25 protein-coding genes and 1 riboswitch are annotated in these 22942 nt (G+C 71.4%); of the genes, 13 read left to right on the plus strand and 12 right to left on the minus strand.

What is annotated here, in order from left to right; all coding sequences use genetic code 11:
- Positions 1-112: 112 nt before the first annotated feature.
- Together EV186_RS02730 and EV186_RS02735 are read right to left on the minus strand one after the other, a co-directional pair.
- On the minus strand, positions 113-1429 hold the full coding sequence (locus EV186_RS02730) for a serine/threonine-protein kinase (protein ID WP_133847482.1): 1317 nt from the start codon (positions 1427-1429) through the stop codon (positions 113-115).
- Between the two features lie 31 nt (positions 1430-1460).
- A complete protein-coding gene (locus EV186_RS02735) occupies positions 1461-2096 on the minus strand; it encodes an AIM24 family protein (RefSeq protein WP_133847483.1) in 636 nt (211 codons plus the stop codon).
- 78 nt (positions 2097-2174) lie between these two features.
- On the opposite strand from EV186_RS02735, the gene moeA reads away from it, so the two are divergent.
- On the plus strand, positions 2175-3401 hold the full coding sequence (moeA, locus tag EV186_RS02740; RefSeq protein ID WP_133847484.1) for a molybdopterin molybdotransferase MoeA: 1227 nt from the start codon (positions 2175-2177) through the stop codon (positions 3399-3401).
- Here moeA and EV186_RS02745 read toward each other — a convergent pair.
- On the minus strand, positions 3385-3957 hold the full coding sequence (locus tag EV186_RS02745; protein WP_133847485.1) for a nucleotidyltransferase domain-containing protein: 573 nt from the start codon (positions 3955-3957) through the stop codon (positions 3385-3387). The genes moeA and EV186_RS02745 overlap by 17 nt on opposite strands.
- 191 nt (positions 3958-4148) lie before the next feature.
- Here EV186_RS02745 and EV186_RS02750 point away from each other — a divergent pair, with 191 nt between their 5' ends.
- The 4 genes from EV186_RS02750 to EV186_RS02765 all read left to right on the plus strand — a co-directional run bounded on the left by EV186_RS02750 (position 4149) and on the right by EV186_RS02765 (position 8598).
- Positions 4149-4427: a GlsB/YeaQ/YmgE family stress response membrane protein gene (locus EV186_RS02750; RefSeq protein WP_133847486.1), complete on the plus strand. Its 279-nt coding sequence runs from the start codon at positions 4149-4151 to the stop codon at positions 4425-4427.
- 208 nt (positions 4428-4635) lie between these two features.
- A complete protein-coding gene (locus EV186_RS02755) occupies positions 4636-5340 on the plus strand; it encodes a phosphatidylserine decarboxylase (RefSeq protein ID WP_133847487.1) in 705 nt (234 codons plus the stop codon).
- A 3-nt stretch (positions 5341-5343) separates the two neighbouring features.
- Positions 5344-6321 (plus strand): CDP-alcohol phosphatidyltransferase family protein, encoded by a 978-nt coding sequence (locus EV186_RS02760; protein ID WP_133847488.1) that lies wholly within the window; start codon positions 5344-5346, stop codon positions 6319-6321.
- Positions 6322-6339: 18 nt separating this feature from the next.
- Positions 6340-8598: an AAA family ATPase gene (locus EV186_RS02765; RefSeq protein ID WP_133847489.1), complete on the plus strand. Its 2259-nt coding sequence runs from the start codon at positions 6340-6342 to the stop codon at positions 8596-8598.
- 178 nt (positions 8599-8776) lie between these two features.
- Here EV186_RS02765 and EV186_RS02770 read toward each other — a convergent pair whose 3' ends face one another.
- Both EV186_RS02770 and EV186_RS02775 read right to left on the minus strand, forming a co-directional pair.
- The gene (locus EV186_RS02770; protein ID WP_133847490.1) at positions 8777-9385 is read right to left on the minus strand and encodes a LytR C-terminal domain-containing protein; all 609 of its coding nucleotides are present in this window, start codon (positions 9383-9385) and stop codon (positions 8777-8779) included.
- Positions 9382-9678 carry a DUF3263 domain-containing protein gene (locus tag EV186_RS02775; RefSeq protein ID WP_133847491.1) on the minus strand — a complete coding sequence of 99 codons (297 nt, stop codon included), beginning with the start codon at positions 9676-9678 and terminating at the stop codon, positions 9382-9384. Before EV186_RS02775 ends, EV186_RS02770 begins: the two co-directional genes overlap by 4 nt.
- 147 nt (positions 9679-9825) lie before the next feature.
- On the opposite strand from EV186_RS02775, the gene EV186_RS02780 reads away from it, so the two are divergent.
- From EV186_RS02780 to EV186_RS02790, 3 genes are all read left to right on the plus strand, one after another.
- Complete coding sequence (locus tag EV186_RS02780) at positions 9826-10395, plus strand: peptide deformylase (RefSeq protein WP_133847492.1); 570 nt, start codon at positions 9826-9828, stop codon at positions 10393-10395.
- A gap of 85 nt (positions 10396-10480) precedes the next feature.
- The gene (locus tag EV186_RS02785) at positions 10481-11401 is read left to right on the plus strand and encodes a S1C family serine protease (RefSeq protein ID WP_133847493.1); all 921 of its coding nucleotides are present in this window, start codon (positions 10481-10483) and stop codon (positions 11399-11401) included.
- 308 nt (positions 11402-11709) lie between these two features.
- Entirely contained in the window at positions 11710-12324 is a 615-nt protein-coding gene (locus EV186_RS02790) for a LysE family translocator (protein WP_133847494.1), read from the plus strand.
- Here EV186_RS02790 and EV186_RS02795 read toward each other — a convergent pair.
- On the minus strand, positions 12281-12925 hold the full coding sequence (locus EV186_RS02795; protein ID WP_133847495.1) for a hypothetical protein: 645 nt from the start codon (positions 12923-12925) through the stop codon (positions 12281-12283). The genes EV186_RS02790 and EV186_RS02795 overlap by 44 nt on opposite strands.
- Positions 12926-13112: 187 nt before the next feature.
- Here EV186_RS02795 and thiC point away from each other — a divergent pair, with 187 nt between their 5' ends.
- From thiC to EV186_RS02815, 4 genes are read left to right on the plus strand one after another with little or no spacing between them, the layout of a single operon-like run.
- A complete protein-coding gene (gene thiC, locus EV186_RS02800; protein ID WP_133847496.1) occupies positions 13113-14750 on the plus strand; it encodes a phosphomethylpyrimidine synthase ThiC in 1638 nt (545 codons plus the stop codon).
- Positions 14747-15574 (plus strand): bifunctional hydroxymethylpyrimidine kinase/phosphomethylpyrimidine kinase, encoded by an 828-nt coding sequence (thiD, locus tag EV186_RS02805; RefSeq protein ID WP_133847497.1) that lies wholly within the window; start codon positions 14747-14749, stop codon positions 15572-15574. Before thiC ends, thiD begins: the two co-directional genes overlap by 4 nt.
- Entirely contained in the window at positions 15571-16251 is a 681-nt protein-coding gene (locus EV186_RS02810; RefSeq protein WP_133847498.1) for an MOSC domain-containing protein, read from the plus strand. The genes thiD and EV186_RS02810 overlap by 4 nt, the downstream gene beginning before the upstream one ends.
- Positions 16252-16256: 5 nt before the next feature.
- Positions 16257-17192, plus strand: coding sequence for an NADP-dependent oxidoreductase (locus EV186_RS02815; RefSeq protein WP_133848721.1), 936 nt, complete (start codon positions 16257-16259; stop codon positions 17190-17192).
- Positions 17193-17422: 230 nt separating this feature from the next.
- On the opposite strand, the gene EV186_RS02820 is transcribed toward EV186_RS02815, so the two are convergent.
- The 4 genes from EV186_RS02820 to thiO form a co-directional block, all read right to left on the minus strand.
- Positions 17423-17854, minus strand: coding sequence for a MarR family winged helix-turn-helix transcriptional regulator (locus tag EV186_RS02820; protein ID WP_133847499.1), 432 nt, complete (start codon positions 17852-17854; stop codon positions 17423-17425).
- A 35-nt stretch (positions 17855-17889) separates the two neighbouring features.
- Positions 17890-18645: a thiazole synthase gene (thiG, locus tag EV186_RS02825; RefSeq protein ID WP_133847500.1), complete on the minus strand. Its 756-nt coding sequence runs from the start codon at positions 18643-18645 to the stop codon at positions 17890-17892.
- 2 nt (positions 18646-18647) lie between these two features.
- Complete coding sequence (gene thiS / locus EV186_RS02830; RefSeq protein ID WP_133847501.1) at positions 18648-18848, minus strand: sulfur carrier protein ThiS; 201 nt, start codon at positions 18846-18848, stop codon at positions 18648-18650.
- Complete coding sequence (thiO, locus tag EV186_RS02835) at positions 18845-19891, minus strand: glycine oxidase ThiO (RefSeq protein ID WP_133847502.1); 1047 nt, start codon at positions 19889-19891, stop codon at positions 18845-18847. The genes thiS and thiO overlap by 4 nt, the downstream gene beginning before the upstream one ends.
- A riboswitch (TPP riboswitch) is annotated at positions 19883-19992 on the minus strand. Its footprint overlaps the gene before it by 9 nt.
- 27 nt (positions 19993-20019) lie before the next feature.
- Here thiO and thiE point away from each other — a divergent pair.
- Positions 20020-20670, plus strand: a complete 651-nt coding sequence (gene thiE / locus EV186_RS02840) for a thiamine phosphate synthase (protein WP_133847503.1) — start codon at positions 20020-20022, stop codon at positions 20668-20670.
- Positions 20671-20719: 49 nt separating this feature from the next.
- Here the strand turns inward: thiE and EV186_RS02845 are convergent, their stop codons facing one another.
- Both EV186_RS02845 and EV186_RS02850 read right to left on the minus strand, forming a co-directional pair.
- A complete protein-coding gene (locus EV186_RS02845) occupies positions 20720-21859 on the minus strand; it encodes a S1 family peptidase (protein WP_133847504.1) in 1140 nt (379 codons plus the stop codon).
- 231 nt (positions 21860-22090) lie between these two features.
- Entirely contained in the window at positions 22091-22813 is a 723-nt protein-coding gene (locus EV186_RS02850) for a hypothetical protein (RefSeq protein WP_133847505.1), read from the minus strand.
- Positions 22814-22942: the final 129 nt, after the last annotated feature.

Raw genomic sequence — 22942 nt, forward strand, 5'->3', positions numbered from 1 at the left:
ACTCCAATGACTGGCACTCATCAACCGTGAGTGCTAACACCGTGTTTAGCACTCGGAGCCATCGAGTGCAAGGAGCGCAGGTCGGGCGCGTCCCAGCTCGGGGTGGCCAGGCTCAGGGATGGCCGGGCTCGATCGGCAGGCCGCTGCCGCCACCACCGTGGTTCGGGATCGACAGCGACGGGATGGTCGGGATCGTGCCGCCGCCGGGGATGGTCGGGTGACCCGACGTCGGCTGCTGGCCGTCCGTGGGCTGGTTGCCGCTGGTGCCGACGGGGATCTGCGGGACGCTGGTCGACGTCGTCGTGGTCGGGGTGCCACCCCCGCCGCCAGGCTTCTCGTCGCCGCTGCTGAACCACAGGATGGCGCCGACGATCAGGCCGATGGCCACCACGCCGACGATCACCGGCGCGATCCACCGGTTGCCGCCGTTCTCCCCGGACGTGGTGAACGCGGTGCTGCCGGCGGGCACGGGCGGGCGCAGCCGCACCGGGTCGGCGTTGCTGCTCTGCTGGTGCGACGGGAAGGTCGCGGTCGGCTGGCGCAGCGTCATGCCCGGCCCGGTCCCCGGGCCGAGGTTGGGCTGGCCGCCCTGCTGCCGCGCGCCCGACAAGGCCTGCGCGGCGGCCGCGATCAGTTCGCGGCACGTGCGGTAGCGGGTCTCCGGGTCCTTGGCCATGCCCCGGCGCACGACGTCGTCGATGCCGCGCGGCAGGTCCACCCGCGAGGTCAATGCGGGCACCTCGGTGTTGAGGTGGCCCTGGATCACGGCGGGCACGGTGCCCTGGAACGGCGGCTTGCCGGACAGGCACGTGAACAGCACGCAGGCCAGCGAGTACACGTCGGTGCGGCCGTCGACCGGCTCGCCCCGCAGGTGTTCGGGCGCCGCGTACGTGGGCGAACCGAGGAAGTCCCCGCCTCGGGTGCGGTGGCCGGTGGCGCCGCGCCTGGTCAGGCCGAAGTCGGCCAGGTAGACGTGCTCGGCGGCCGATTCACGCGAGGTGACCAGCACGTTCGCCGGCTTGACGTCGAGGTGCACCAGACCGCGGTCGTGCAGGTTGTCCAGGGCCTCGGCGACCTGGCGCAGCAACGCGATGGCGCGTTCGGGCTTGAGCGGGCCGCCCTTGACCAGGCTGGCCAGGTCGGAACCGTCGACCAGCCGCATGGCGATGTAGAGCAGCCCGTCGACCTCACCGAAGTCGTAGAGCGGCACGACGTTCGCGTGGTCGATCGCGGAGGTGTTGCGGGCTTCGTCGACGAACCTCTCGCGGAACTCCGGGTCCTCCGTGAGGTGCTCGGCGATGACCTTGAGCGCGACCTTGCGGCCGAGTCTCACGTCGGTGGCGCGGTACATCACGCTCATGCCGCCCTTGCCGAGCACTCCGTCGATCCGGTAGTGGCCCAGGCGACGCCCGGTGAGATCCTCCGACACGTGACGAGCCTAACGAAGCAGTGACAGTGGCTTATACGCGGTGCAACGCGGCGGCCAGCTCCGCCGGTGTGCGGGTGTGCGTGAGCACCTTGCCCGGACCTGCGAAGTCCAGCAGCAGACCTTCGCCGGTGCGCACCGACTGGTGCCCGGACTGGCTCACCGCACGCAGCCGGCACTGCACTGTATCCGCGTAGGCGAGCAGATACCGGGGATCGACGGTCACGAACTCGTTCTGCTCGAGGTTGATCACGTCGACCGCGCCGCAGCCGGCGAGCACCATCGCGCCCTGCCCGGAGATGTGCTCGACGAACCCGTGCTCGGCCCCGAAGAGCTGGTGGAACCCGGCCCACGAGGCGTCGGTGCGGATGGTGCTGGCCAGCGCCAGCCTGCTCCCGCGCGCGACGCACCAGCCGGACACGCCGTCGAGCTCCAAGGTGTAGACCTCGCCGGGCAGCGCGGGGGCCAGGTCGACCCAGCCGCCCTCGACCGGTGCGGTGAAGACCGCGTCCCGCCCCTTGGAACGCGAGGACGTGCGTGCTCGCACATCGATCACCACGCCGAAGCTGGTGGCGATCATCGCGCCGAAGTCGGCGAGGGCCGCCTCGCCAGGGGCGAGCAGCAGCCTGGCGACGCCGAACGCCGGGGTGTGCCGGGTGCGGACCTGCACGCCTCGTTCCTCCCTCCGTCACCGTCGCGACGGCAGTGTGTCACGTGCCGGTGTCGCGTCCGGCACGGACGAGGCAGGATGACCGGCGTGTGTGCCGAAGCCAGGACTGCGCTGCAGGTGAACGAGTACCGGGACAGGGTCGCGGCGCTGCTGCCCGCGATGCCGGTGCGGCAGACGCGCGTCATCGACTGCCTGGGCCTGGTGCTCGCCGAGGACGTGACGGCGCCGATCTCCCTGCCCCCGTTCGACAACTCCGCCATGGACGGTTACGCCGTCCGCTCGGTGGACGTGGTGGGCGCGACCGTGGACGAGCCGGTGGTGCTCCCGGTCGCCGCCGACCTGCCCGCCGGCGCCGGGGACCTGCAGGTGCTGCAACCCGGCACGGCGCACCGGATCATGACGGGCGCGCCGCTGCCCCCGGGCGCCGACGCGGTCGTGCAGGTCGAGCTGACCGACGGCGGGACCGAGCAGGTGCGCATCGACGGTTCGGTGCCGCCGGGAACGCACGTGCGCCGCACGGGCGAGGACGTGGTGGCGGGTTCGGTCGTGCTGACCGCCGGGACGGTGCTGCGCTCGGGTCACCTGGGCCTGGCGGCCGCGGTCGGGGCGACCGCCCTGCCGGTGCGGCGCAGGCCCCGGGTGTTGTTGCTGTCGACGGGTTCGGAACTCGTGCCGCCGGGCGAGCCGCTCGGGCCCGGCCAGATCTACGAGTCGAACGGCATGCTGCTCGCCGCCGCGGTGACCGAGGCCGGCGCCGAGCCGATCCCCCTGCACTTCGTGCCCGACGACGTCGCCCGGTTCCGGGAAACCCTCGCCGACCACCTCGCCGACGCGGACCTGCTGGTGACCTCGGGCGGCGTGAGCATGGGCGCGTACGAGGTGGTGAAGGACGCGCTGACCGACCAAGGCGTCGAGTTCGTCAAGGTCGCGATGCAGCCGGGCGGGCCGCAGGGCTGCGGGCGCTACCAGGGCGTGCCGGTGGTGACCCTGCCGGGCAACCCGGTGAGCACGGCGTTGTCGTTCGAGGTCTTCGTGCGGCCGGTGTTGTTGGCCGCCATGGGTTTCACGGACGTCGCGCGTCCGACGGCACGGGCGTCGCTGACCGCGGCGATGCGCTCGCCGAAGGGCAAGCAGCAGTTCCGCCGCGGCCACTACGACCCGGCGGCCGGAACGGCGGTGCCGGTCGGCGGTCCGGGTTCGCACCTGCTGGCGTCGTTCGCGGCGTCGAACTGCCTGATCGTCGTGCCGCCGGACGTGACCGAGGTCGCCGAGGGCGACGAGGTCGAGGTCATCCTGATCTCTTGAGCTCGTCCGCGAGCTCCCGAAGGCCGGGCTCGATGGCGACGCACGCATCGGCCAGGTCGTACGGGGAGCCGGTGTTCGCGCGGCCGATGCGCGCGAATCCCCGTTCCAGCAAGCCTTCCGCTGACCGGCCACGCCGTTCGGCCTTGACTGCGGCGATGGCGTTCTCGAGCGCGCTCGCCGCCGCCGACCAGCCGTCGGTGCTGCGTGCGGCCGGGTTGTCCACGTCGTAGTGCTCGTCGTCGGCCACCGAGGCAGCACGGACGTCGAGGTCGATCCGCCAGAACAACGGCAAGCCGGGAAGCCGGAGGAAGACCAGCCGCCGCCGGTCGGACCGCGCGAAGTCCGGATCCACCCGGCGGGTGGCCGCCGTCAGGGCTTGCGGGAGCCCGTCCAGGGCAGCGGTGAACGACGCATCGGGCACGACCCAGAGAAGGTCGATGTCGCTGTACTTGTCGGCCGTCCCCCGAGCGAGCGAACCCCGCAACGAGACCCGCGACCCGGGCACCAACCCTTCGAGCGCGGCACCCACCTGATCGACGACTCGGAGCCTGTCCACGCGCCAACTCCCCACCGAAACAACCCCGTTTTCGGCGCTCCCTCGCGTAGGCAGCCCCCGCCCTCCCGGGGGCACCCCGTACTCCCAGTCTATCGGGAAAGCGGGCTGACCAGGGGCTTCGGCTAAATCTGTGGACAACCACCGCCTGTGGAAAACCCCTTCCGCAGGAGTGATCAGATAGGGTTCGCGCCGTGGGGATCATCGCGTGGATCGTGTTCGGGGCGCTGGCCGGCTGGGCGGCGAACCTGGTCGTCGGCGGCCGTGAGCGGCAGCGGCAAGGCTGTCTGGTCAGCATCCTCGTCGGCGTGGTCGGGGCCGCGCTGGGCGGGTTGATCTACCGGCTCTTCACCGGCCGGGACAAGTTCTTCGAGTTCGATTTCCCGAGTTTCGGGGTCGCCGTGCTGGGCGCGATCGTGCTGCTCGTGATCCTTCGCCTCGCGCAGAGCGCAGGCCGGCGTAACCGTCAGTAGTCGACTTATCTCGTAAAGCGTTGATTACTGCCAGCATCCGGCTTTACACTCTGTGGGCAATTCACGATCATCCGGCCGGCGCGTGCGCCGTCGGGGGGCGCACGGGCCGGTCGGATCCAACTCCTGATCCACCTGCGTATGTCTCGGCGCACCTGGCGTAGCGTTTGACCTCCATCCGCCGCCGGCCCGCGAGGACGACCCAGCCGCCATGACCGAGAAGAAAGCGCTTGCGCACGCCGTCGACCTGGCTCGAAGCGTCGTGCCGCCCATGCACCCCGCCGGTCGCCCGTTCGTCGCGGGTGGCCTCGCCCTCACCTTGGCGCTGCGCCGGTTCTCCCGGCCCGCGGGCGTCGCGGGCGCCGTCCTGACCTCGTGGCTCGCGTGGTTCTTCCGCGAGCCCAACCGGGTCACCCCGCAGCGCCCCGGCATCGCGGTCGCGCCCGCCGACGGCACCGTCTCGCACGTCGTCGAGGCCGTGGCACCGCCGGAACTGGGGCTCGGCGACACCCCGATGCTGCGGGTCAGCGTGTTCCTGTCCGTCTTCGACGTGCACGTGCAGCGCGCGCCTGCGACGGGTTCGATCGCCAAGGCCGTCTACCGGCCGGGCAAGTTCCTCTCCGCCGACCTCGACAAGGCCAGCGACGACAACGAGCGCAACACGCTCCTGCTGCACACCGACGACGGCCACCAGCTCGTCGTCGTCCAGATCGCGGGCCTGGTGGCCCGCCGCATCGTCTGCCACGTTAAGGACGACGACAAGGTCGTCGCCGGGCAGACCTACGGACTGATCAGGTTCGGGTCGCGCGTCGACCTGTACGTGCCGCGCGGCAGCCGCGTGCTCGTCGAAGCCGGTCAGCGCACCATCGGCGGCGAGACGGTGCTCGCCGAGCTGCCGCCCCACCCGGAGGCCTGACGAATGGCACCCGCCACCCCCGGCGTCCGGTTGCTGCCGAACGCCATCACGGTGCTCGCCATGTCCGCGGGGCTGTCCGCGGCGTTCTTCGCGCTCAACGGCAACTACCCGATCGCGATCGCGGGCATCGGCGTCGCCGCGGTGCTGGACAGCCTCGACGGCCGCATCGCGCGGCTGCTCGACGCGACCAGCAAGATGGGCGCCGAGCTGGACTCGCTCTCCGACGCCATCGCGTTCGGCGTCTCGCCCGCGCTGGTGCTGTTCAGCTGGAAGCTCGGCCACGGCGACAAGATCGGCTGGATCGCCACGCTGGTCTTCGCGGTGTGCATGATCCTGCGCCTGGCCCGGTTCAACACCCTGCTCGACGACACCGACCAGCCGGTGTACACCAAGGAGTTCTTCGTCGGCGTGCCCGCCCCGGCCGGCGGGCTGGTGGCGTTGCTGCCGTTGATCCTCACGCACGCGATCGGCCACGAAGGCTGGTGGTCGTCCTATGTGGTGGTGATGCTGTGGACCGTCGCCACGGCCGCGCTGCTGATCAGCCGCATCCCGACGTTGTCGGTGAAGACCATCAAGGTGCCCGCCAAGTTCGCGGCGCTGCTGCTGGTGCTCGTCGGGCTGCTGGCGGCCGCGGTCATCACCTACCCGCTGGCGACCCTCGCCGTGGCGGCGATCGGCTACCTGCTGCACATCCCGTTCGCGGTGCGCCGCCACCGCTGGCTCGCCAAGCACCCCGAGGCGTGGGACGTCCCGCCGCGGGAACGGCGGGCGATCCGGCGCAGCCGGGTCAACCGGCGCCTCGGGATCCGCCCACCGCTGCGCAAGGTCGCCGGTGCCGCCCGCCGGGCCGTCCGGCTGCCGCGGCGCGGGACCGACGACCACGTCCGGGTTCCGCTCGTGGCCCAGCGCGGCCGGCCCAACCCGCGCCGGTGGAGCCGCATCGGGTTGCGTCGCAACAACACGCGTCCCGGGGACCGCTGACCCCTTAAGCTCGTCGCCGTGTCGTCGCCACAGATCACGCTGACCGCCCGGCTCTCCCCGTCCGCACTGGACACCCGTCGCGGGGTGGTGCGCCTGCACCCGGAGGTGCTCGACGCCCTCGGGCTGCGGCAATGGGATGCGGTGCGGTTGGTCGGTGCCCGGGTCAGCGCGGCGATCGCCGCCGAGGGCGACCCGGCCGCGCCGACCGGCGTCGTGCTGCTCGACGACGTGACGATGTCCAACCTCGGCATCACCGAACAGGCCGAGGTCGTCGTCGGCCCGACCCAGGTCGTGGCGGCGCGGTCGGTGACCGTCGCCGGGTCGCGCCTGGCCACCAAGACGCTGAACGCGCAGACGTTGCGGCTGGCGCTGGCCGGCAAGGTGCTGACCGTCGGCGACGCGGTGTCCCTGCTGCCGCAGGACCTCGTGCCTGAGTCCGGCGCCGATCCGACCACCGCGCGCCAGAAGCTCTCCACCGCGCTCGGGGGCACGTGGACCACCGAACTGCTGACGGTCACCGCGACCGAGCCCGCGGGTCCCGTGGCCGTCCACCCGTCCACTGTGGTCAGTTGGCGCGACGGCACCCCGTCATCACCCGCACCGACAGCGGACGGGAACACGCAGCTCACCGCGACCACGACGCAGCAGGCGCCCGTGACGACCGCGCCCATCGTGACCGAGCAGCAGGAACCACCGGTCCCGATCGCCGACCTGGCGGGCGCGGGCACCCAGGCCCGCAAACTCACCGAGTGGTTCGAGCTCGCGTTCCGCCAGCCGGAACTGCTGCGCAAGCTGGGTGCGGCGCCGCGCCTGGGCGTGCTTGTCAGCGGACCGGAAGGCGTCGGCAAGGCCACCCTGGTCCGCTCGGTCGCGCACGCGGTGGGCGCGGGCGTGATCGAACTGGCCGCGCCCGCCGTGGCCGCGCTGGAGGCGAACGCGTCGGCCGCGAGCGTCGGCGAAGCGGTCGGCAAGGCGGTGGAACGGGCCGAGACCGGCGAGCCGACGGTCCTGCTGATCACCGACATCGACAGCCTGCTGCCCGCCACGAGCCCGCCGCCGGTGTCCACAGTGGTGTTGCAGGTGCTGACCACGGCGGTGTCGACGCCCAGCCTGGCGATCGTGGCGAGCACGGCGCGCCCGGAGTCGGTCGACCCGCGGCTGCGCAGTGTCGAGCTGTTGGACCGTGAGCTGGCGTTGCCGTTGCCGGAGGCCAAGACCCGCACGGAGTTGCTGCGCGTGCTGCTGCGCGACCTGCCCCTGGAGTCCGAAGTGGACTTCGGTGCGCTGGCCGAGCGCACGCCCGGCTTCGTGGCCGCGGACCTGGTGGCGTTGCGCCGGGAAGCAGCCGTGCGGGCGGCGTTGCGCCAGCGCGAGGTCGACGAGCCGCGCATCTCCGAGACGGACCTGAAGGGCGCGCTGGAGACCGTGCGGCCCACGTCGATGTCCACTTCGGACAACCTGCAGACCGGCGGTCTCACGCTGGAAGAAGTCGGCGACATGGTCGAGGTCAAGCAGGCGCTGACCGAGGCCGTGCTGTGGCCGTTGCAGTACCCGGACTCCTTCGCCCGCCTCGGGGTCATGCCGCCGCGCGGGGTGTTGCTGTACGGGCCGCCGGGGTGCGGCAAGACGTTCCTGGTGCGCGCGCTCGCCGGAACCGGCCAGCTGAACGTCATGTCCGTCAAGGGCGCCGAGCTGATGGACAAGTGGGTCGGCGAGTCCGAACGCGCGGTGCGCGAACTCTTCCGCCGCGCCGCCGAGGCCGCCCCGACGATGATCTTCCTGGACGAGGTGGACGCGCTGGCGCCCCGGCGCGGGCAGTCGTCGGATTCCGGGGTGGGCGACCGCGTGGTCGCCGCCCTGCTGACCGAACTGGACGGCGTCGAACCGGTCCGCGACGTCGTGGTGCTGGGCGCGACGAACCGCCCCGAACTGGTCGACCCCGCGTTGCTGCGCCCGGGCCGGCTGGAGCGTGTCGTGTACGTGCCGCCGCCGGACGCGGAGGCGCGCGCCGAGATCCTCAAGGCCGCCGCCCGCAAGACCCCGTTGACCGAAGGCGTCGACCTGGCCGAAATCGCCACCACCCTGGACGGCTACTCGGCCGCGGACTGCGCGGCCCTGATCCGCGAGGCGGCTCTGACCGCCATGCGCGAATCGCTGGAAGCCACCGAGGTGACCGCCGACCACCTGGCCGCCGCCCGCGAGAAGGTCCGCCCGTCCCTGGACCCGGTCCAGCTCGCGAACCTGGAAGCCTTCGCCGCCAACCGCGCCGCCCCATAAGCGAACGCAACGCACAACGCTGCTACATAAGGGAACTAGCGCAGCCCCCACCCTCCTCGGGGGGCACCCCTGCAGCCAGTCTATCGGCTTTGGGCGGTCCGATGGGCGCGGTGGAGTCTTCTGTGGACAACTGGGTGCCTGTGGAAAACTCCGCCGCCGAACCCGGACTCGGTGCGGGTCAGCCCTTGCCGGGCTTGCCGGTGTAGTCGTTGGTGACGATCACGATCACGCCCGGCGACGCGGCCTGGATGCCCGCGAACCGCGGCTCCACCCGCAACCCGTACGTCCGCGCGAGTTCCCGCGCCGCCGCCTCTTCGGCGGTGCCCGGCCGGTAGTACACGGTCGCGGTCGCGATGATGCCCTGCGAGTAGTTGCCGACCTCGACGACGTTCCAGCCACCGCCGCGGATGTCCTTCGCGGCCTGCGCGGCCAGCCCGTGGATGGTGCTGTTGTTGTAGATCCGCACGGGCTGCGCGTGCGTCGACGGCGGCGCGGACGTGTGCGGTGGCGGCTTGGCCGTCGTGGTCGTGGTCGTGGCCGGGGGCGGGGTCGACGACGACGTCGAGGCGGGCGGCGGCTTCACCGACGTGCTCGGCGGCGGCTGCGGCGAGGTCGGCGGCGCGGCCGACGTCGTGGTGGTCGACGGGGACGGCGTCGGACCGGCGTTGTCCTTGCCTGATCCGCCGAACAGCGTGATCACGCCGATGACCAGCGCGATGGCCGCGATCCCGAGCAGTAAGAAGCCCGCGGCTCGTGCCGAACGGTTTCCGGGCGGCGGTGTGGTCATCGCGGCTCGACACCGAACCGGCGAGCCGCGCGCGCCCGCAGGCGCCCGGCGCGCAGCCGGCGCAGCCGCTTGACCAGCATCGGGTCGGCCTGCACGGCCTCCTGCTTCTCGATCAGCTCGTTCAGCAGCTGGTAGTACCGGGTGGACGACATGTCGAAGATCTCGCGGATCGCCTGCTCCTTGGCGCCCGCGTACTTCCACCACTGCCGCTCGAAGGCCAGTATCGCGTGCTCACGACTCGTCAGCCCGTCGTTCGGCTCCGCTTGCGGTACCAGGGCCTCTGCGGCGTCCATCTGGCTCCTCGCCTCGCGGTCTGGACTCCTTGCGCACCGGGGAATCACACTCGTGGAATTCCCCGGTGACCATTACATCACGTCGTCACGCCGCCGCGACCGTGCCGCCCCGGCATGTCTCCTATCTGTACCAATAAGGTCTGACACATGGCCGTGCACCCCATCCGCATCGTCGGCGACCCCGTGCTCGCGGAGCCCGCCAAGACCGTCGAGACCTTCGACGACGACCTGCGCACGCTGATCGCGGACATGTTCGAGACCAACACCGCCGCCAACGGCGCCGGGCTCGCCGCGCCCCAGATCGGTGTGCCGCTGCGGGTCTTCGTCTACGACTGCCCCGACGACGAGCGCATCCGGCACAAGGGCGTGGTCGTGAACCCGGTGCTGGAGACCTCGGAGATCCCGGAGACCATGCCGGACCCCGACGACGACCTCGAGGGCTGCCTCTCGGTGCCCGGCGAGACGTTCCCGACCGGCCGCGCGCACTGGGCGAAGGTGACCGGCCAGGACGGCGACGGCAACCCGGTCGAGGTCGAGGGCACCGGCTTCTTCGCGCGCTGTCTGCAGCACGAGTGCGACCACCTCGACGGCCTGCTCTACCTGTCGCGGCTGACCGGCCGGCACGTCAAGGCCGCGAAGAAGACGGTCAAGAAGAACGGCTGGGGCGTGCCCGGCCTTTCGTGGGACCCGGCAGTCGAGGAGGACCCGTTCGCTTGAGGTGAACGGGTGCCTGGGAACACCAGGAATCGGCGCACACTTGTACTACCTGCAACGGTGTAATTCGTGAAAGTGGGTAGTCGCGATGACGGATCTCGAGGCCCTCGACGCCTACTCGCGCACGGTCAGCGCGGTCGCTTCGGAACTGACCCCGCACGTGGCGAGCGTCCGGCTCGGCAACGGCGGCGGCTCGGCCGTCGTCTTCGACACCAGCGGCCACCTGCTGACGAACGCGCACGTCGTCGGCTCGTCGCAGCGGGGGACGGCGACGTATTCCGACGGAACCGAGGCCGTCTTCCGGGTGGTCGGCACCGACCCGTTGTCCGACCTCGCGGTCCTGCACGCGATCGGCGACACCCCCAAGCCCGCCCGCATGGGCAACGCGGACGAGCTCGTCGTCGGTCAACTGGTGGTGGCCGTGGGCAGCCCGCTCGGCCTGGCCGGATCGGTGACCGCCGGCGTGGTCAGCGCGCTCGGCCGCTCGCTGCCGACGCGCACCGGCGCCGCGGGCCGCGTGATCGAGAACGTGATCCAGACCGACGCGGCGCTGAACCCCGGCAACTCCGGCGGCGCGCTCGCGGAGTCGTCGGGCAAGGTCGTCGGCGTGAACACCGCGGTCGCGGGCTTCGGCCTCGGGCTCGCGGTGCCGATCAACCAGACGACGTGGCGGGTCATCGAGACCCTGCTGACCGAAGGCCGGGTGCGCCGCGCGTACCTGGGCATCGTCGGCGTCCCCGCGCCGCTGCCCGACGACGTCGCCGAGCGGACCGGGCAGAAGGCGGGCCTGCGCGTGGTCGAGGTCGTTCGCGGCGGCCCGGCGCACAAGGCGGGACTGCGCCCCGGCGACCTGATCTTGACCGTCGGACGGTCCGAGGTGGCCGACGCCCAGGACATCCAACGCATGCTCTTCGGCGAAGCGATCGGCACCGACCTCCCGGTGACCGTCCTGCGCAACGGCGCGATGGTCGACGTGTTCACCGTCCCCGCCGAACTGGCCGCCTCCTGACCAAGAGGTTTTCCACACCGCGGCAGTTGTCCACAGATTCCGCCAACGCCCGCCTGACCAGCCCAAACCCGATAAACTGGACCTCGGGGAGCCCCCGGTGGCGGGTGGGGTTTGCTTACGCGAGGCGAAATTTGTCCGATTCGCCCATCCACCCAAGAAGACCCCGCTGACCTGGTGGTTCGTGATCCAGCGGGCTTGGTCCCGCGCCCGGCGTGAACCCGCGACCGACGCGGCAACGCCCCCGAGGATCGTGAGCCGGGGCGTAAATGCGTTGAGGCGAAGTGCCGTCCGCCGCGACCATCACCCGCGTGACCACGAGCCTCATCACCTTCTTCGCCGCGTCGCTGCTACTGGCGCTGTTCCCGGGACCGGGAACGGCGCTCGTGCTGCGACAGGCGGTGCGCGGCGGACGCAAAGCCGCGCTGGCCACGGTGATCGGGATGGAGCTCGGCGTGCTGGTCTGGGCGCTGGCCGCCGCGTTCGGGGTCTCGGTGCTGCTGACCGCGTCCGAGATCGCCTACACGACCTTGCGGATCATCGGCGTGATCGTGCTCGTCTGGATCGGCATCCGGTCGCTCCTGCACGCCCGCCGCCCCGACACCGGACCGGCGCAGGCGCCGTCGACGGCACAAGGGGTCCGCGCGGGGCTGCTGGTGAACGTCGCCAACCCGAAGCTCGGCGTGTTCGCGGTGTCGTTCCTGCCGCAGTTCGTCGCGCCCGGCCCCGGGCACCAGTCGACGCTGGTCGTGCTGGCGCTGCTCTGGGTGGTCGTCGACACCCTCTGGTACCTGGTGGTCGTCGTGCTGCTCGACCGGATCAGCCGGTTCCTGCAGCGCGCGAAGGTGCGCAAGCGCCTGGAGCAAGTCTCCGGCACCGTGCTCATCGGGCTCGGAGTGCGACTCGCTCTCGATTCGTCCCGCTGAACCCGCGCCAGGGCAAGCCGGTGCCGGCGAGCACCTCGGCGAGCGAGTTCAGCGACGCTAACTCGTCCTCGCGCCCGGCGAGCACGGCGACGCACACCCGCCGCCGCTGGTGCGAGCTGAGCGTGTCGCCTTCCAGCACGAACGGCAGGCACAGCCGCCAGGTCGTCAGCACGGCCGGGCGCACCCGGTGCGGCGCACGCAACGCGAGGGTCCCCGACCGCAAGGCGGCCTGCCGGTCGTCCGGCGTGGTCCACCGCCACCGGTGTGCGTCGGCGGCGCCGCACCGCGGGCAGTCCAGCTCACCGCTGCCGAGGGTGCCGCGGCAGTCGCGGCACGGCAGCAGGGTCAGCGCCTTGTCGACGCAACGCCACGGTCGCTTGTCCGGTTTCTCCGACACGACCTTCTCGGCGAGGTTGCGTTCCTCGACGCTGCCGGCGCTCACACCTTCGCCATGGAGCAAGGTCCGCCAGTCGGTGAGCAGTACCTGCTCGACGCGTTCGGTGCAGCCGTCGCAGCCCGGGTAATTGCGTCCGCGCAGGTCACCGCACGCAGGGCAGTAGAGGGCCGCGTCGGTGCGGGTGCGAGTGGTGCGCAAGGCCACGCGTACACGCTACGCGCTCCGGCCTTGGCAGGCCGGGCAACCCTCGCCTATGGTCGGTCGCACAACACAAAACACGCGGGAGCTCGCGCCACAGCGGGCTGAGAGGGCGGCTGGTGTCCATCGATGGACCCGGTGCCGCCGACCGCCGGAACCTGACCGGGTAATGCCGGCGTAGGGAGCATTCGCGATGACCGCACTGCAAGACCGTTCTGTCCGCCCGTCCGTCACCACCGGGCCGATCACCGGATCGCACAAGACCTACCGCGAGGTCGACGGCCTGCGCGTGCCCGCGCGCCGGGTCGAGCTCAGCACCGGCGAGCACGTCGACCTGTACGACACCTCCGGCCCGTACACCGACACCGACGCGACCATCGACGTCCACAAAGGACTGCCGAAGTTGCGTGAGCCGTGGATCGCCGGCCGGGGATCGTTGACCCAGCTGGGTTTCGCCAAAGCCGGCGTGATCACCGAGGAGATGCGCTTCTGCGCCGCGCGGGAGGACCTGAGCCCGGAGTTCGTCCGCGACGAGGTCGCCCGGGGCCGTGCGGTGATCCCGGTCAACCGCAACCACCCGGAGTCCGAACCGGCGATCATCGGCAAGAACTTCCTGGTGAAGATCAACGCCAACATCGGCAACTCGGCCGTCTCTTCGTCCATTGAGGACGAAGTGGAGAAGATGGTCTGGGCCACCCGGTGGGGCGCCGACACGGTGATGGACCTCTCGACCGGCAAGCGCATCCACGAGACGCGCGAGTGGATCCTGCGCAACTCCCCGGTCCCGATCGGCACCGTGCCGATCTACCAGGCGCTGGAGAAGGTCGGCGGTGACCCGGCGAAACTGTCGTGGGAGGTCTACCGCGACACCGTGGTCGAGCAGGCCGAGCAGGGCGTGGACTACATGACCGTGCACGCGGGGGTGCTGCTGCGCTACGTGCCGCTGACCGCCCGGCGCGTCACCGGGATCGTGTCCCGCGGCGGGTCGATCATGGCCGCGTGGTGCCTGGCGCACCACAAGGAGAGCTTCCTGTACACGCACTTCGAGGAGCTCTGCGAGATCCTGCGCGAGTACGACATCACGTTCTCCCTCGGCGACGGCCTGCGTCCCGGTTCGATCGCCGACGCCAACGACGAGGCGCAGTTCGCCGAGCTGCGCACGATCTGCGAGCTGACGCACGTCGCGCACGACCACGACGTCCAGGTCATGATCGAAGGCCCCGGTCACGTGCCCATGCACAAGATCGCGGAGAACGTGCGGCTGGAGGAGGAGCTGTCCGGCGAGGCGCCGTTCTACACCCTCGGTCCACTTGCGACGGACGTCGCGCCCGGCTACGACCACATCACCAGCGCGATCGGCGCAGCCCAGATCGGCTGGCTCGGCACCGCGATGTTGTGCTACGTCACACCGAAAGAGCACCTGGGCCTACCCAACCGCGACGACGTGAAGACCGGCGTGATCACCTACAAGATCGCCGCGCACGCCGCTGACCTGGCCAAAGGTCACCCCGGCGCGCAGGATTGGGACGACGCGCTGTCGGCCGCGCGGTTCGACTTCCGCTGGGACGACCAGTTCAACCTGTCCCTCGACCCCGACACGGCCCGGTCGTTCCACGACGAAACGCTTCCCGCCGAGCCGGCCAAGACGGCACACTTCTGCTCCATGTGCGGTCCGAAGTTCTGCTCCATGAAGATCACCCAGGACGTGCGCCGGTACGCCGACGAGCACGGGATGTCCACAGTGGACGCCATTGAGGCAGGCATGGCGGCCAAGTCGGCGGAGTTCGACGCGGCCGGCGGCAAGGTCTACCTGCCGGTGGTCGAACAGTGACGGCAGACGCGACCACACCGCCACGGGTGCTGACCATCGCGGGCTCGGACTCCGGCGGTGGCGCCGGGCTGCAGGCGGACCTGCGGGCTCTCTTCGCGTGCGGCGTGCACGGGATGACCGCGGTCACGGCGATCACCGTGCAGAACTCGCTCGGCGTCACCGGCGTCGTGGAGATCCCGGCCGACAAGGTCGCGGCGCAGATCGTCGCCGTCGCCACGGACATCGGCGTGCAGGCGACGAAGACCGGCATGCTCGCGTCGGCGGAGATCATCGAGGCGGTCGCCGACGCTTGCGACCAGGTCCACATCGGACAGTCCGGCACGCCGTTCGTCGTCGACCCGGTGTCCGCCTCGATGCACGGCGACCAGTTGTTGCACGACAACGCGTTGGACGGCCTGCGCACCCTGCTCTTCCCGCGTGCCACGCTGATCACCCCCAACCTCGACGAGGTGCGGCTGCTGACCGGCATCGACGTCCGGGTGCGCGAGCAGCAGCGCGACGCCGCGAAGGCATTGCACGAGTACGGCTCGCGGTGGGTGCTGGTGAAGGGCGGGCACATGACCGGCGACCCGGAGTGCCTCGACCTGCTCTACGACGGGCACGACTTCGTCGAGTTCGTCGGGCCGCGGCTGCCGACCAAGCACACCCACGGCAGCGGCGACAACCTCGCGTCCTCGATCGCGGCGGCGCTGGCCAAGGGCGCGGACGTACCGACGGCGGTCGGGTTCGGCAAGAAGTTCGTGATCGAGTCGGTGCGCAGCGGCTACCCGCTGGGCGCGGGGGTCGGCCCGGTCTCGCCGAGGTGGCGGCTGCCGGCCGAATGAAGGTCGCGACGCTGGCGCACTACCCGGTCAAGTCGACCGGCGGCGAGTCGCTGCGCAAGGCCACTGTGGACGGTCGTGGCCTTGCGCACGACCGTCGCTGGGCGGCCTACCTTGAGGACGGCGGGATCGCCAGCGGCAAGACCACCCGCCGGTTCCGCAAGGTCGACGGCCTGCTGGCGTGGCACTCGCGCATCGTGGATGGCACACCGGAGCTGCGTGAACCGGACGGCGAGTGGCTGCGCGTCGACGACCCGGCGGCCTCGGCCGCCCTCAGCTCGGCCTTCGGACGATCGCTGGAACTGCGGCCGGAGACGGAGATCCGGCACCACGACGAGTCCGGCGTGCACGTGGTCACCACGTCCGCCCTGCGTCAGGTCGCGCAACTCGTCGGCGCACCGGTCGACCCGCGCCGGGTGCGCGCCAACATCGTGCTGGAGACCGACGGCGTCGGGTTCGTCGAAGACGACTGGGTCGGCGCGGAACTCGCCGTCGGGCCGGAGGTCGTGCTGCGCCTGGGTGAGGGCATGACGCGGTGCGTGATGGTCGACTACCCGCGCGGCGAGGTGCCGGTGCTGCGGGCGCTCGGCCGGGCGCACGACCTGCTGCTGGGGCTGAAGGCGCACGTCGTGCGGCCCGGCGTGATCAGCGTCGGCGACGAGGCTATGTTCGTTTCGTGACGAACATGCGCGTGGTCGAGGTGTCCGAACTCGGCGGACCGGAGGTCCTGCGAGTCGCCGCACGTCCCAAGCCGGAGCCTGCGCCGACCGAGGTGCTGGTCGCCGTGCACGCGGCGGGCGTGAACCCGGTCGACTGGAAGGTGCGCCGCGGAGGCGGGTTCCTCGGCGAGCCGCCGTTCGTCGTGGGCTGGGACGTGGCCGGGGTCGTCGAGGCGGTGGCCGGCGGTGTGACGTGGCTGGCCCCGGGCGACGAGGTGCTCGGCATGCCGTGGTTCCCGCGCCAGGCGGGGGCTTACGGCGAGTACGTGACCGCGCCGGCCCGGCACTTCGTCCGCAAGCCCGCGTCGCTGGGCTTCGCCGAGGCGGCGGGCCTGCCGTTGGCCGGGCTGACGGCGTGGCAGGCGCTGGTGGACACGGCGGACGTGCAACCCGGTCAGCGCGTGCTGGTCAACGGCGCGGCGGGCGGGGTCGGGCACCTGGCGGTGCAGATCGCGAAGGCCCGCGGCGCGCACGTGCTCGGCACGGCCCGCGCGGCCAAGCACGACTTCCTCCGCTCGCTGGGTGTCGACGAGCCGATCGACTACACGACCGGGGACGTGGCGGCGCAGGCCGGCCCGGTGGACGTCGTCTTCGACATGATCGGCGGCGCCCACACGGCGACGCTCGCGCCCGCGGTGCGCGAGGGCGGCACCGTGATCCCGTTGACCGGCGGCCTGACGGAGGAGACCGCGGAGCTCGCGCGAGCGCGTGGCGCACGGGCGACCGGGTTGCTGGTCGAGCCGGACCACGCCGGGCTGGCCGGGTTGGTGGCGCTGATCGAGTCGGGCGCGTTGCGGGTGCACGTGGAGCGGACGTTCCCGCTGGCGCAAGCCGCCGAGGCGCACCGGCTGGGCGAGGCGGGCCACGTGAGCGGCAAGCTCGTCCTCACAGTCCGCGACTGAAAGCCCGCCCGACCACGACGAACACGGGCCCGGCAACCCGCGAAAGAACCCTTGAGCCGCAACCTTTCACGCGCTCTTGGGTAAACCCAAACCCCCACCCTCCCGGGGGCACCCCTGCGTCCAGTCTATCGGGAATGGGGTTTGACCAGGGGGTTCAGGGCAAATCTGTGGACAACTGCGATCGCGAAGGGCATCCCCGCGGCGATTAGTCGGCGGGAAGCCGAGCGCACTCAGTCCTCGACGAGCAGCTCCTCGAGCACCGGCAACGCGGCGATCAGCAGGGCACGACGGTCCTCCGTCAGCCGGTCCATCCGCTTGCGCAGGTCCTGCACGCGCGTCGACCGCAGCCCGGACACCATCCGCTCGCCTTCCTCGGTCGCCGTCACCAGCCAGGCGCGGCGGTCGACCGGGTCGGGCTTGCGGCGGACGTAGCCGGCCTCGAGCAGGGCGGCCACGATCCGCGACATGGTCGGCGCGGCCACGCCTTCGCGTGCGGCCAGGTCGCCGAGGCGCATCTCGCCGATGTAGACCAGCGTCGACAGCGCCGAGATCGAGCCGTGGCCCAGTCCCGGCGTGCCCGAACGCCGCAGCGCGCGCGACAGCCGGCCCACCGCCAGGTAGAGCCGTGAGGGGATGTCCTGCACGGTCGTTGAAGCCGTCACGTCGCGCCTCCCGGAGCTCGTTATCCGCCCATTATTCAACGAGGAGGACTGGACGCCTGCGCCCAGAACCGTTTCGGGACCCGTTCGGCCCCCGAGGCCAGCCGTCCGGCGCGCACCGCGTGGCGCATCGCGGTGGCCATCCGGACCGGGTCGCCGGCCCGCGTCACCGCGGTCGCGAGCAACACGGCGTCGCAGCCGAGTTCCATCGCCAGCGCCGCGTCCGACGCCGTGCCGATGCCCGCGTCGAGCACCACCGGCACCCGCGAACGCGCCACGATCAGCTCGATGTTGTGCGGGTTGCGGATGCCGAGCCCGGTGCCGATCGGCGAGCCGAGGGGCATCACCGCCGCGCAGCCGACCTCCTCCAGCCGCAGGGCGAGCACCGGGTCGTCGTTGGTGTACGGCAGCACGGTGAACCCGTCGTCGACGAGGGTGCGGGCGGCGTCGAGCAGTTCGACCGGGTCGGGCAGCAGGGTCCGGTCGTCGGCGACGACCTCGAGCTTGACCCAGTCGGTGTGCAATGCCTCGCGCGCGAGGTGCGCGGTGAGCACGGCCTCGGCCGCGGTCCGGCAGGCTGCCGTGTTCGGCAACGGGTCGATCCCGTTGCGGCGCAACACGTCCAGGACACCTGTGCCGCCGGCGGCGTCGACCCGGCGGATCGAGACGGTGGTCAGCTCGGTGCCGGATGCGACCAGCGCGCGTTCCAGCACCTCGAGGTTCGTCGCGCCACCGGTGCCGGTGATCAACCGCGACGAGTACTCCCGCCCGGCGATGACCAGTGGGTCGTCCATGTTCAGCCTCCCTGCACGGCGGTGAGCACCTCGAGCACGGCGCCGTCCGGCACCGTCGTCGACGCCCACCGCACCCGCGGCACCACCGTGCCGTTCATCGCCGCGGCCACGCCCGGCCGGTCGTAGCCGAGGTCGTCGAGCAGTTCCCGCACGGTCACGTCGTCGGCGAAGTCGTGGTCCGTGCCGTTGACCCGGGCCCTCACCGGCTCGCCACCAGTTCGAGCACCCGGTCCGCGGTGACCGGCGCGAGCAGCAGCCCGTTGCGGTGGTGCCCGGTGGCCGCGAGCACGCCCGGCTCCAGCCAGTCGATCACCGGCCGGTTGTCGGTGCTACCCGCGCGCAGGCCCGCCGCGGATTCGACCAGCGCGTAGTCGCCGAGCGACGGCCACACGCGCCGCGCGTCGGCGAGCAGGTCCGCGACGCCCGAGACGGTGACGTCCGAGTCGTAGCCGACCTCGTACTGCGTCGCGCCCACCACGAGTTCGCCGCCGGGCCGCGGCACCAGGTACAGCGGCCGCGACTCGACCAGCGCGCGCACGGTGCGCCGAGGTGGCGGCAGCGAACCTCGGCGCGCCCGCAACCGCAGGATCTCGCCCTTCACCGGCCGCACCAGGCCGGCGAGCGCGGGGTGCAGGCCGGCGCTCCACGCCCCGGCCGCCACCACGGCGACGCCACACTCCACTGTGGACTCATCCAGCGCCACCGAGCCCGGGCCGACCGACACCACCGGCTCGCGGACGAACCTCACGCCCCGGCGGCGGCACCCCTCCAGCAAGGCCGAGAGCAGCCGCCGGTTGTCCACGGCGAGGTCGCCCGGCACCGAAAGTCCACTCCGGACGGTCGCCGCGACGCCCGGTTCGACCGCGCGGAGCTCCCGCGCCGACAACCTTTCCACGTCCCGGCCGAGCTCACCCAAATGCGCGGCGAGCAGCTCCAACTGCCCGCTGTCGGCCGCGTCCACGGCAACTATCAGCGTCCCAGTAGCATTGAGCAACCCACTGCCCAGCTCGTCGGCGAACGCGGGCCACCGCTTCACCGATTCCAGCCCGAGCGCGAGCCCGGCCTCCTCGCCCGGCCACGCCTCCGTGACCGGCGCGAGCATCCCGCCGGCGATCCACGACGCTCCCGAAGCGGGAGCCGGATCGACGAGGACCACCCGTCGCCCGCTCCCGGCCAGCCGCCACGCGACGGACAGCCCGATGACGCCGCCGCCGACGACGGCCACTTGTTCTGACGCACCAACCATTTCCTCGCTCCCTGCGCCGGCATGACCCGGATCAGGTTCGACGGTCGGAACTGGCAAGTTCCCTCTCAGCCCGGTTCCTCCAGGCTCCCGTGCGGACCACTTGCACCATAACCACTACCGTCGCCACCATGCCAGGCCTCCCCGCCGCCGAGATCCGCGCCAAGCTCGCCGACGCACAGCTCTACCTGTGCACGGGCATGCGCGACGAACTCGCCGAGTTCGCCGACGCGGCGCTCGCGGGCGGCGTCGACGTGCTCCAGTTGCGGCAGAAGGGCATGGAGGCGCGCGACGAACTCGCGGCGCTGGACGTGCTCGCCCAGGCCTGCGCACGCCACGGCGCGCTGCTCGCGGTGAACGACCGCGCGGACCTCGCGTTCGCCGCACAGGCCGACGTCCTGCACCTCGGCCAGGACGACCTGCCCGTGCCGATCGCCCGCCGGATCGTCGGCGACGACGTGGTGATCGGCCGCTCCACGCACGACGCGACGCAGGCCGGCGCGGCGGCGGTGGAAGCGGGCGTCGACTACTTCTGCACCGGCCCGTGCTGGCCGACCCCGACCAAACCCGGGCGCCCCGCGCCCGGCCTCGACCTGGTCCGGCACACCGCGGCGGCGAACCCGGATCGCCCGTGGTTCGCCATCGGCGGCATCGACGCCGGTCGGTTGCCGCAGGTTCTCGAAGCGGGTGCGAGCCGGGTGGTCGTGGTGCGGGCGATCACCGAGGCCGACGACCCGCGAGCGGCCGCGCAGCACCTGAAGTCGGTGCTGCGCGGCCGGTGATGCGGAGGAACCGGAAGGCAGGGTTCAACCGGTTCCCTCAGCCGTTGCTTCAGCCGGTGACCAGCGACAGACCCCAGTAGGACAGGGCCTCGTTGACCGGCTGGAAGAACGTCGTGCCGCCGGAGGAGCAGTTGCCCGAACCACCGGACGTGAAGCCCTGGGCCTGGCTGCCGGTGACCCACGAGCCGCCGGAGTCGCCGGGCTCGGCGCAGGCGTTGGTGCGGGTCAGGCCGGTCACCGTCGGACCGCCGGAGTAGGTGACGGTCTGGTTCTTGGCCTGGATGGTCCCGCAGTGCCAGCCGGTGGTGGAGCCGGAGCGGCACACCGACGAACCCGTGGCGGCCTCGGACGAGCCGGTCACGTGGACGTCGCTGCCGCCGTAGTGGTTCACCAGACCGGTGAGCGTCCACGACGAGCTGGTGACGCTGACCCGGCCGAAGTCACCCGTGCTGCCGAACACGCTGCCCGACATCGAGCCCATGGTCACCTGGTTGTAGCCGTAGGCCGTGCCGCCGCCCGCGGTGCAGTGACCGGCGGTCAGCATGTACTTCGCGCCGGAGCTGCTGCGCGCGCTGAAGCCGACCGAGCAGCGGAAGTTGCTGCCGTACCAGGCGTCGCCGCCGCGCACGTTGTACAGCGGGCGGGCCTTCGTGCCGTGCACGGTGCGCACGGTCACGCCCTGCGCCTTGGCCAGGAAGGCGTTGGTGGCGGCGGTGGGCGCCGAGGTCGTTTCGACCACCACGCTGTTGGTGGTGGTGTCGACGTACCAGCCGGCCACGTTCGCCGGGGCCTTGGCGGCGTCGAGCGCGCTCTTCGCCGCGTTCAGCTGGGCCTCGGAGTTGTGGACCACCTTGGGAGTCGCGCCCGCGGCGGTGACCTTGGCGGCCTGCGCGGCGTCGGTCACGCCGACGATCAGGCTGGTGCCCTCGATGTAGGCGCCGCCGAACGCCGAACCCAGCTGCGTGCGCAGGGTCTGCTCGGTCGCGGAGGCGTGCTGCTCCATCGTGATCCTGGCCATCGCCTGGTCGGCGGTCAGGTGCAGATCACGCTGCATGGCGCTGAGGACCTGGGGGTCCACGGACGGGGCACTGCTGGCCGGCGCTGCCGTCGCCGGCACAGCGAGCGCCACGGCCGTTCCGGTCGCCAGGACGGCGATGCCGAACAACCGCGCCACTTTGCTGCGATTCATGCGATGTCTCCCTCGCTACGAGTTGCAGGGCTCGGGAGCGGGCGGTTGCGCCGGCTTCCCGAGGGAGAAACGAGGTCCTGGTCTTGTGACGGACCCCACATGAACCTAAGAACCGGGGACAGCTATCGATAGGTCCGATCGGGGAACCCGGAACCGGACATTTTCCCAGTTAATTACACGCAGAGTAAGACGGTAATCAGTGAACCTGTGACCGAAGATCGTCCGAACGGCTCACTGCGACGGAACGTCGCCGTTCGGCGTCGTGGTCGTCGGGGGTGGGGTGGTCGTCGTGCCACCGGGCGTCGTCGTGGTGGTCGGCGGCGCGTCGGTGGTGGTCGACGTGCTCGACCCGCTGGTCATGGGGTGGCCGGTGGGGTCGGCGGGCACGGTCACCGTCTTCGTCGACGGGCCCGGCGTCGTCGTCGGGGCCGGCGAGTCGTCGTCCTGCCGCTGCTGCTGTTGCTGCTGCTTCGGGTGGATGACGCCGCCGACCGTGGTGCCGGTGCCGCCGGAGAGCGAGCCGCCGACCAGGCTCTCGTAGCCGGTGATCGCCAGCATGCCCAGCACGAACGCGAGCAGGCTGCCCGCGACGACCGCACCCCACCGGATCGCCCGCGCGGCCGGCGGGCGGTCGGTCGGCTGTACTTCCTCACCGTCGGGTTTCGCCTGGTCAGACCGGTCTTCGGTGGTCACTTCGCGCTCGATGATCACCCGGCCGGTGACACCGGACCGGACTCGTTCGCGGACCAACTGGACGCCGGCCTTGGTCCGTTCGAGTGAACGCAGGTACAGCGCACCGGCGACCGTGGTGACCACGCTCGCCAGGCCCGCACCGATCACCGTCCCGGCAAGACCCATCGTCGAACCGAGCACCGCGGCCGTGACTGCGGCCAATGCCGCCGAAATCACCTGGCCCGGCCGAACACCGAGGCCCTTGTCCTTCTCCTTGCTCATGAATCCTGTTCTGGTCGAAGACGTCTCATGGGTTCCAACGTGGGAGACGCCTGAGATGCTCCCCCGGTGCACCCATCGTGAGCAGACCCACTTTGTCCACAGTGGACATTGGCGTGCGGTGGCAAGATG

This window comes from Labedaea rhizosphaerae, from assembly GCF_004362825.1.
Taxonomy (GTDB): Bacteria; Actinomycetota; Actinomycetes; order Mycobacteriales; family Pseudonocardiaceae; genus Labedaea; species Labedaea rhizosphaerae.

Coding starts and splice junctions, on each gene's coding strand:
- moeA (WP_133847484.1), top strand. CDS start 2,175: ATGACCGGCGTGTGTGCCGAAGCCAGGACTGCGCTGCAGGTGAACGAG.
- EV186_RS02755 (WP_133847487.1), top strand. CDS start 4,636: ATGACCGAGAAGAAAGCGCTTGCGCACGCCGTCGACCTGGCTCGAAGC.
- EV186_RS02760 (WP_133847488.1), top strand. CDS start 5,344: ATGGCACCCGCCACCCCCGGCGTCCGGTTGCTGCCGAACGCCATCACG.
- EV186_RS02770 (WP_133847490.1), bottom strand. CDS start 9,385: ATGACCACACCGCCGCCCGGAAACCGTTCGGCACGAGCCGCGGGCTTC.
- EV186_RS02775 (WP_133847491.1), bottom strand. CDS start 9,678: ATGGACGCCGCAGAGGCCCTGGTACCGCAAGCGGAGCCGAACGACGGG.
- EV186_RS02780 (WP_133847492.1), top strand. CDS start 9,826: ATGGCCGTGCACCCCATCCGCATCGTCGGCGACCCCGTGCTCGCGGAG.
- EV186_RS02785 (WP_133847493.1), top strand. CDS start 10,481: ATGACGGATCTCGAGGCCCTCGACGCCTACTCGCGCACGGTCAGCGCG.
- thiC (WP_133847496.1), top strand. CDS start 13,113: ATGACCGCACTGCAAGACCGTTCTGTCCGCCCGTCCGTCACCACCGGG.
- EV186_RS02810 (WP_133847498.1), top strand. CDS start 15,571: ATGAAGGTCGCGACGCTGGCGCACTACCCGGTCAAGTCGACCGGCGGC.
- EV186_RS02815 (WP_133848721.1), top strand. CDS start 16,257: ATGCGCGTGGTCGAGGTGTCCGAACTCGGCGGACCGGAGGTCCTGCGA.
- thiG (WP_133847500.1), bottom strand. CDS start 18,645: ATGGACGACCCACTGGTCATCGCCGGGCGGGAGTACTCGTCGCGGTTG.
- thiO (WP_133847502.1), bottom strand. CDS start 19,891: ATGGTTGGTGCGTCAGAACAAGTGGCCGTCGTCGGCGGCGGCGTCATC.
- thiE (WP_133847503.1), top strand. CDS start 20,020: ATGCCAGGCCTCCCCGCCGCCGAGATCCGCGCCAAGCTCGCCGACGCA.
- EV186_RS02845 (WP_133847504.1), bottom strand. CDS start 21,859: ATGAATCGCAGCAAAGTGGCGCGGTTGTTCGGCATCGCCGTCCTGGCG.
- EV186_RS02850 (WP_133847505.1), bottom strand. CDS start 22,813: ATGAGCAAGGAGAAGGACAAGGGCCTCGGTGTTCGGCCGGGCCAGGTG.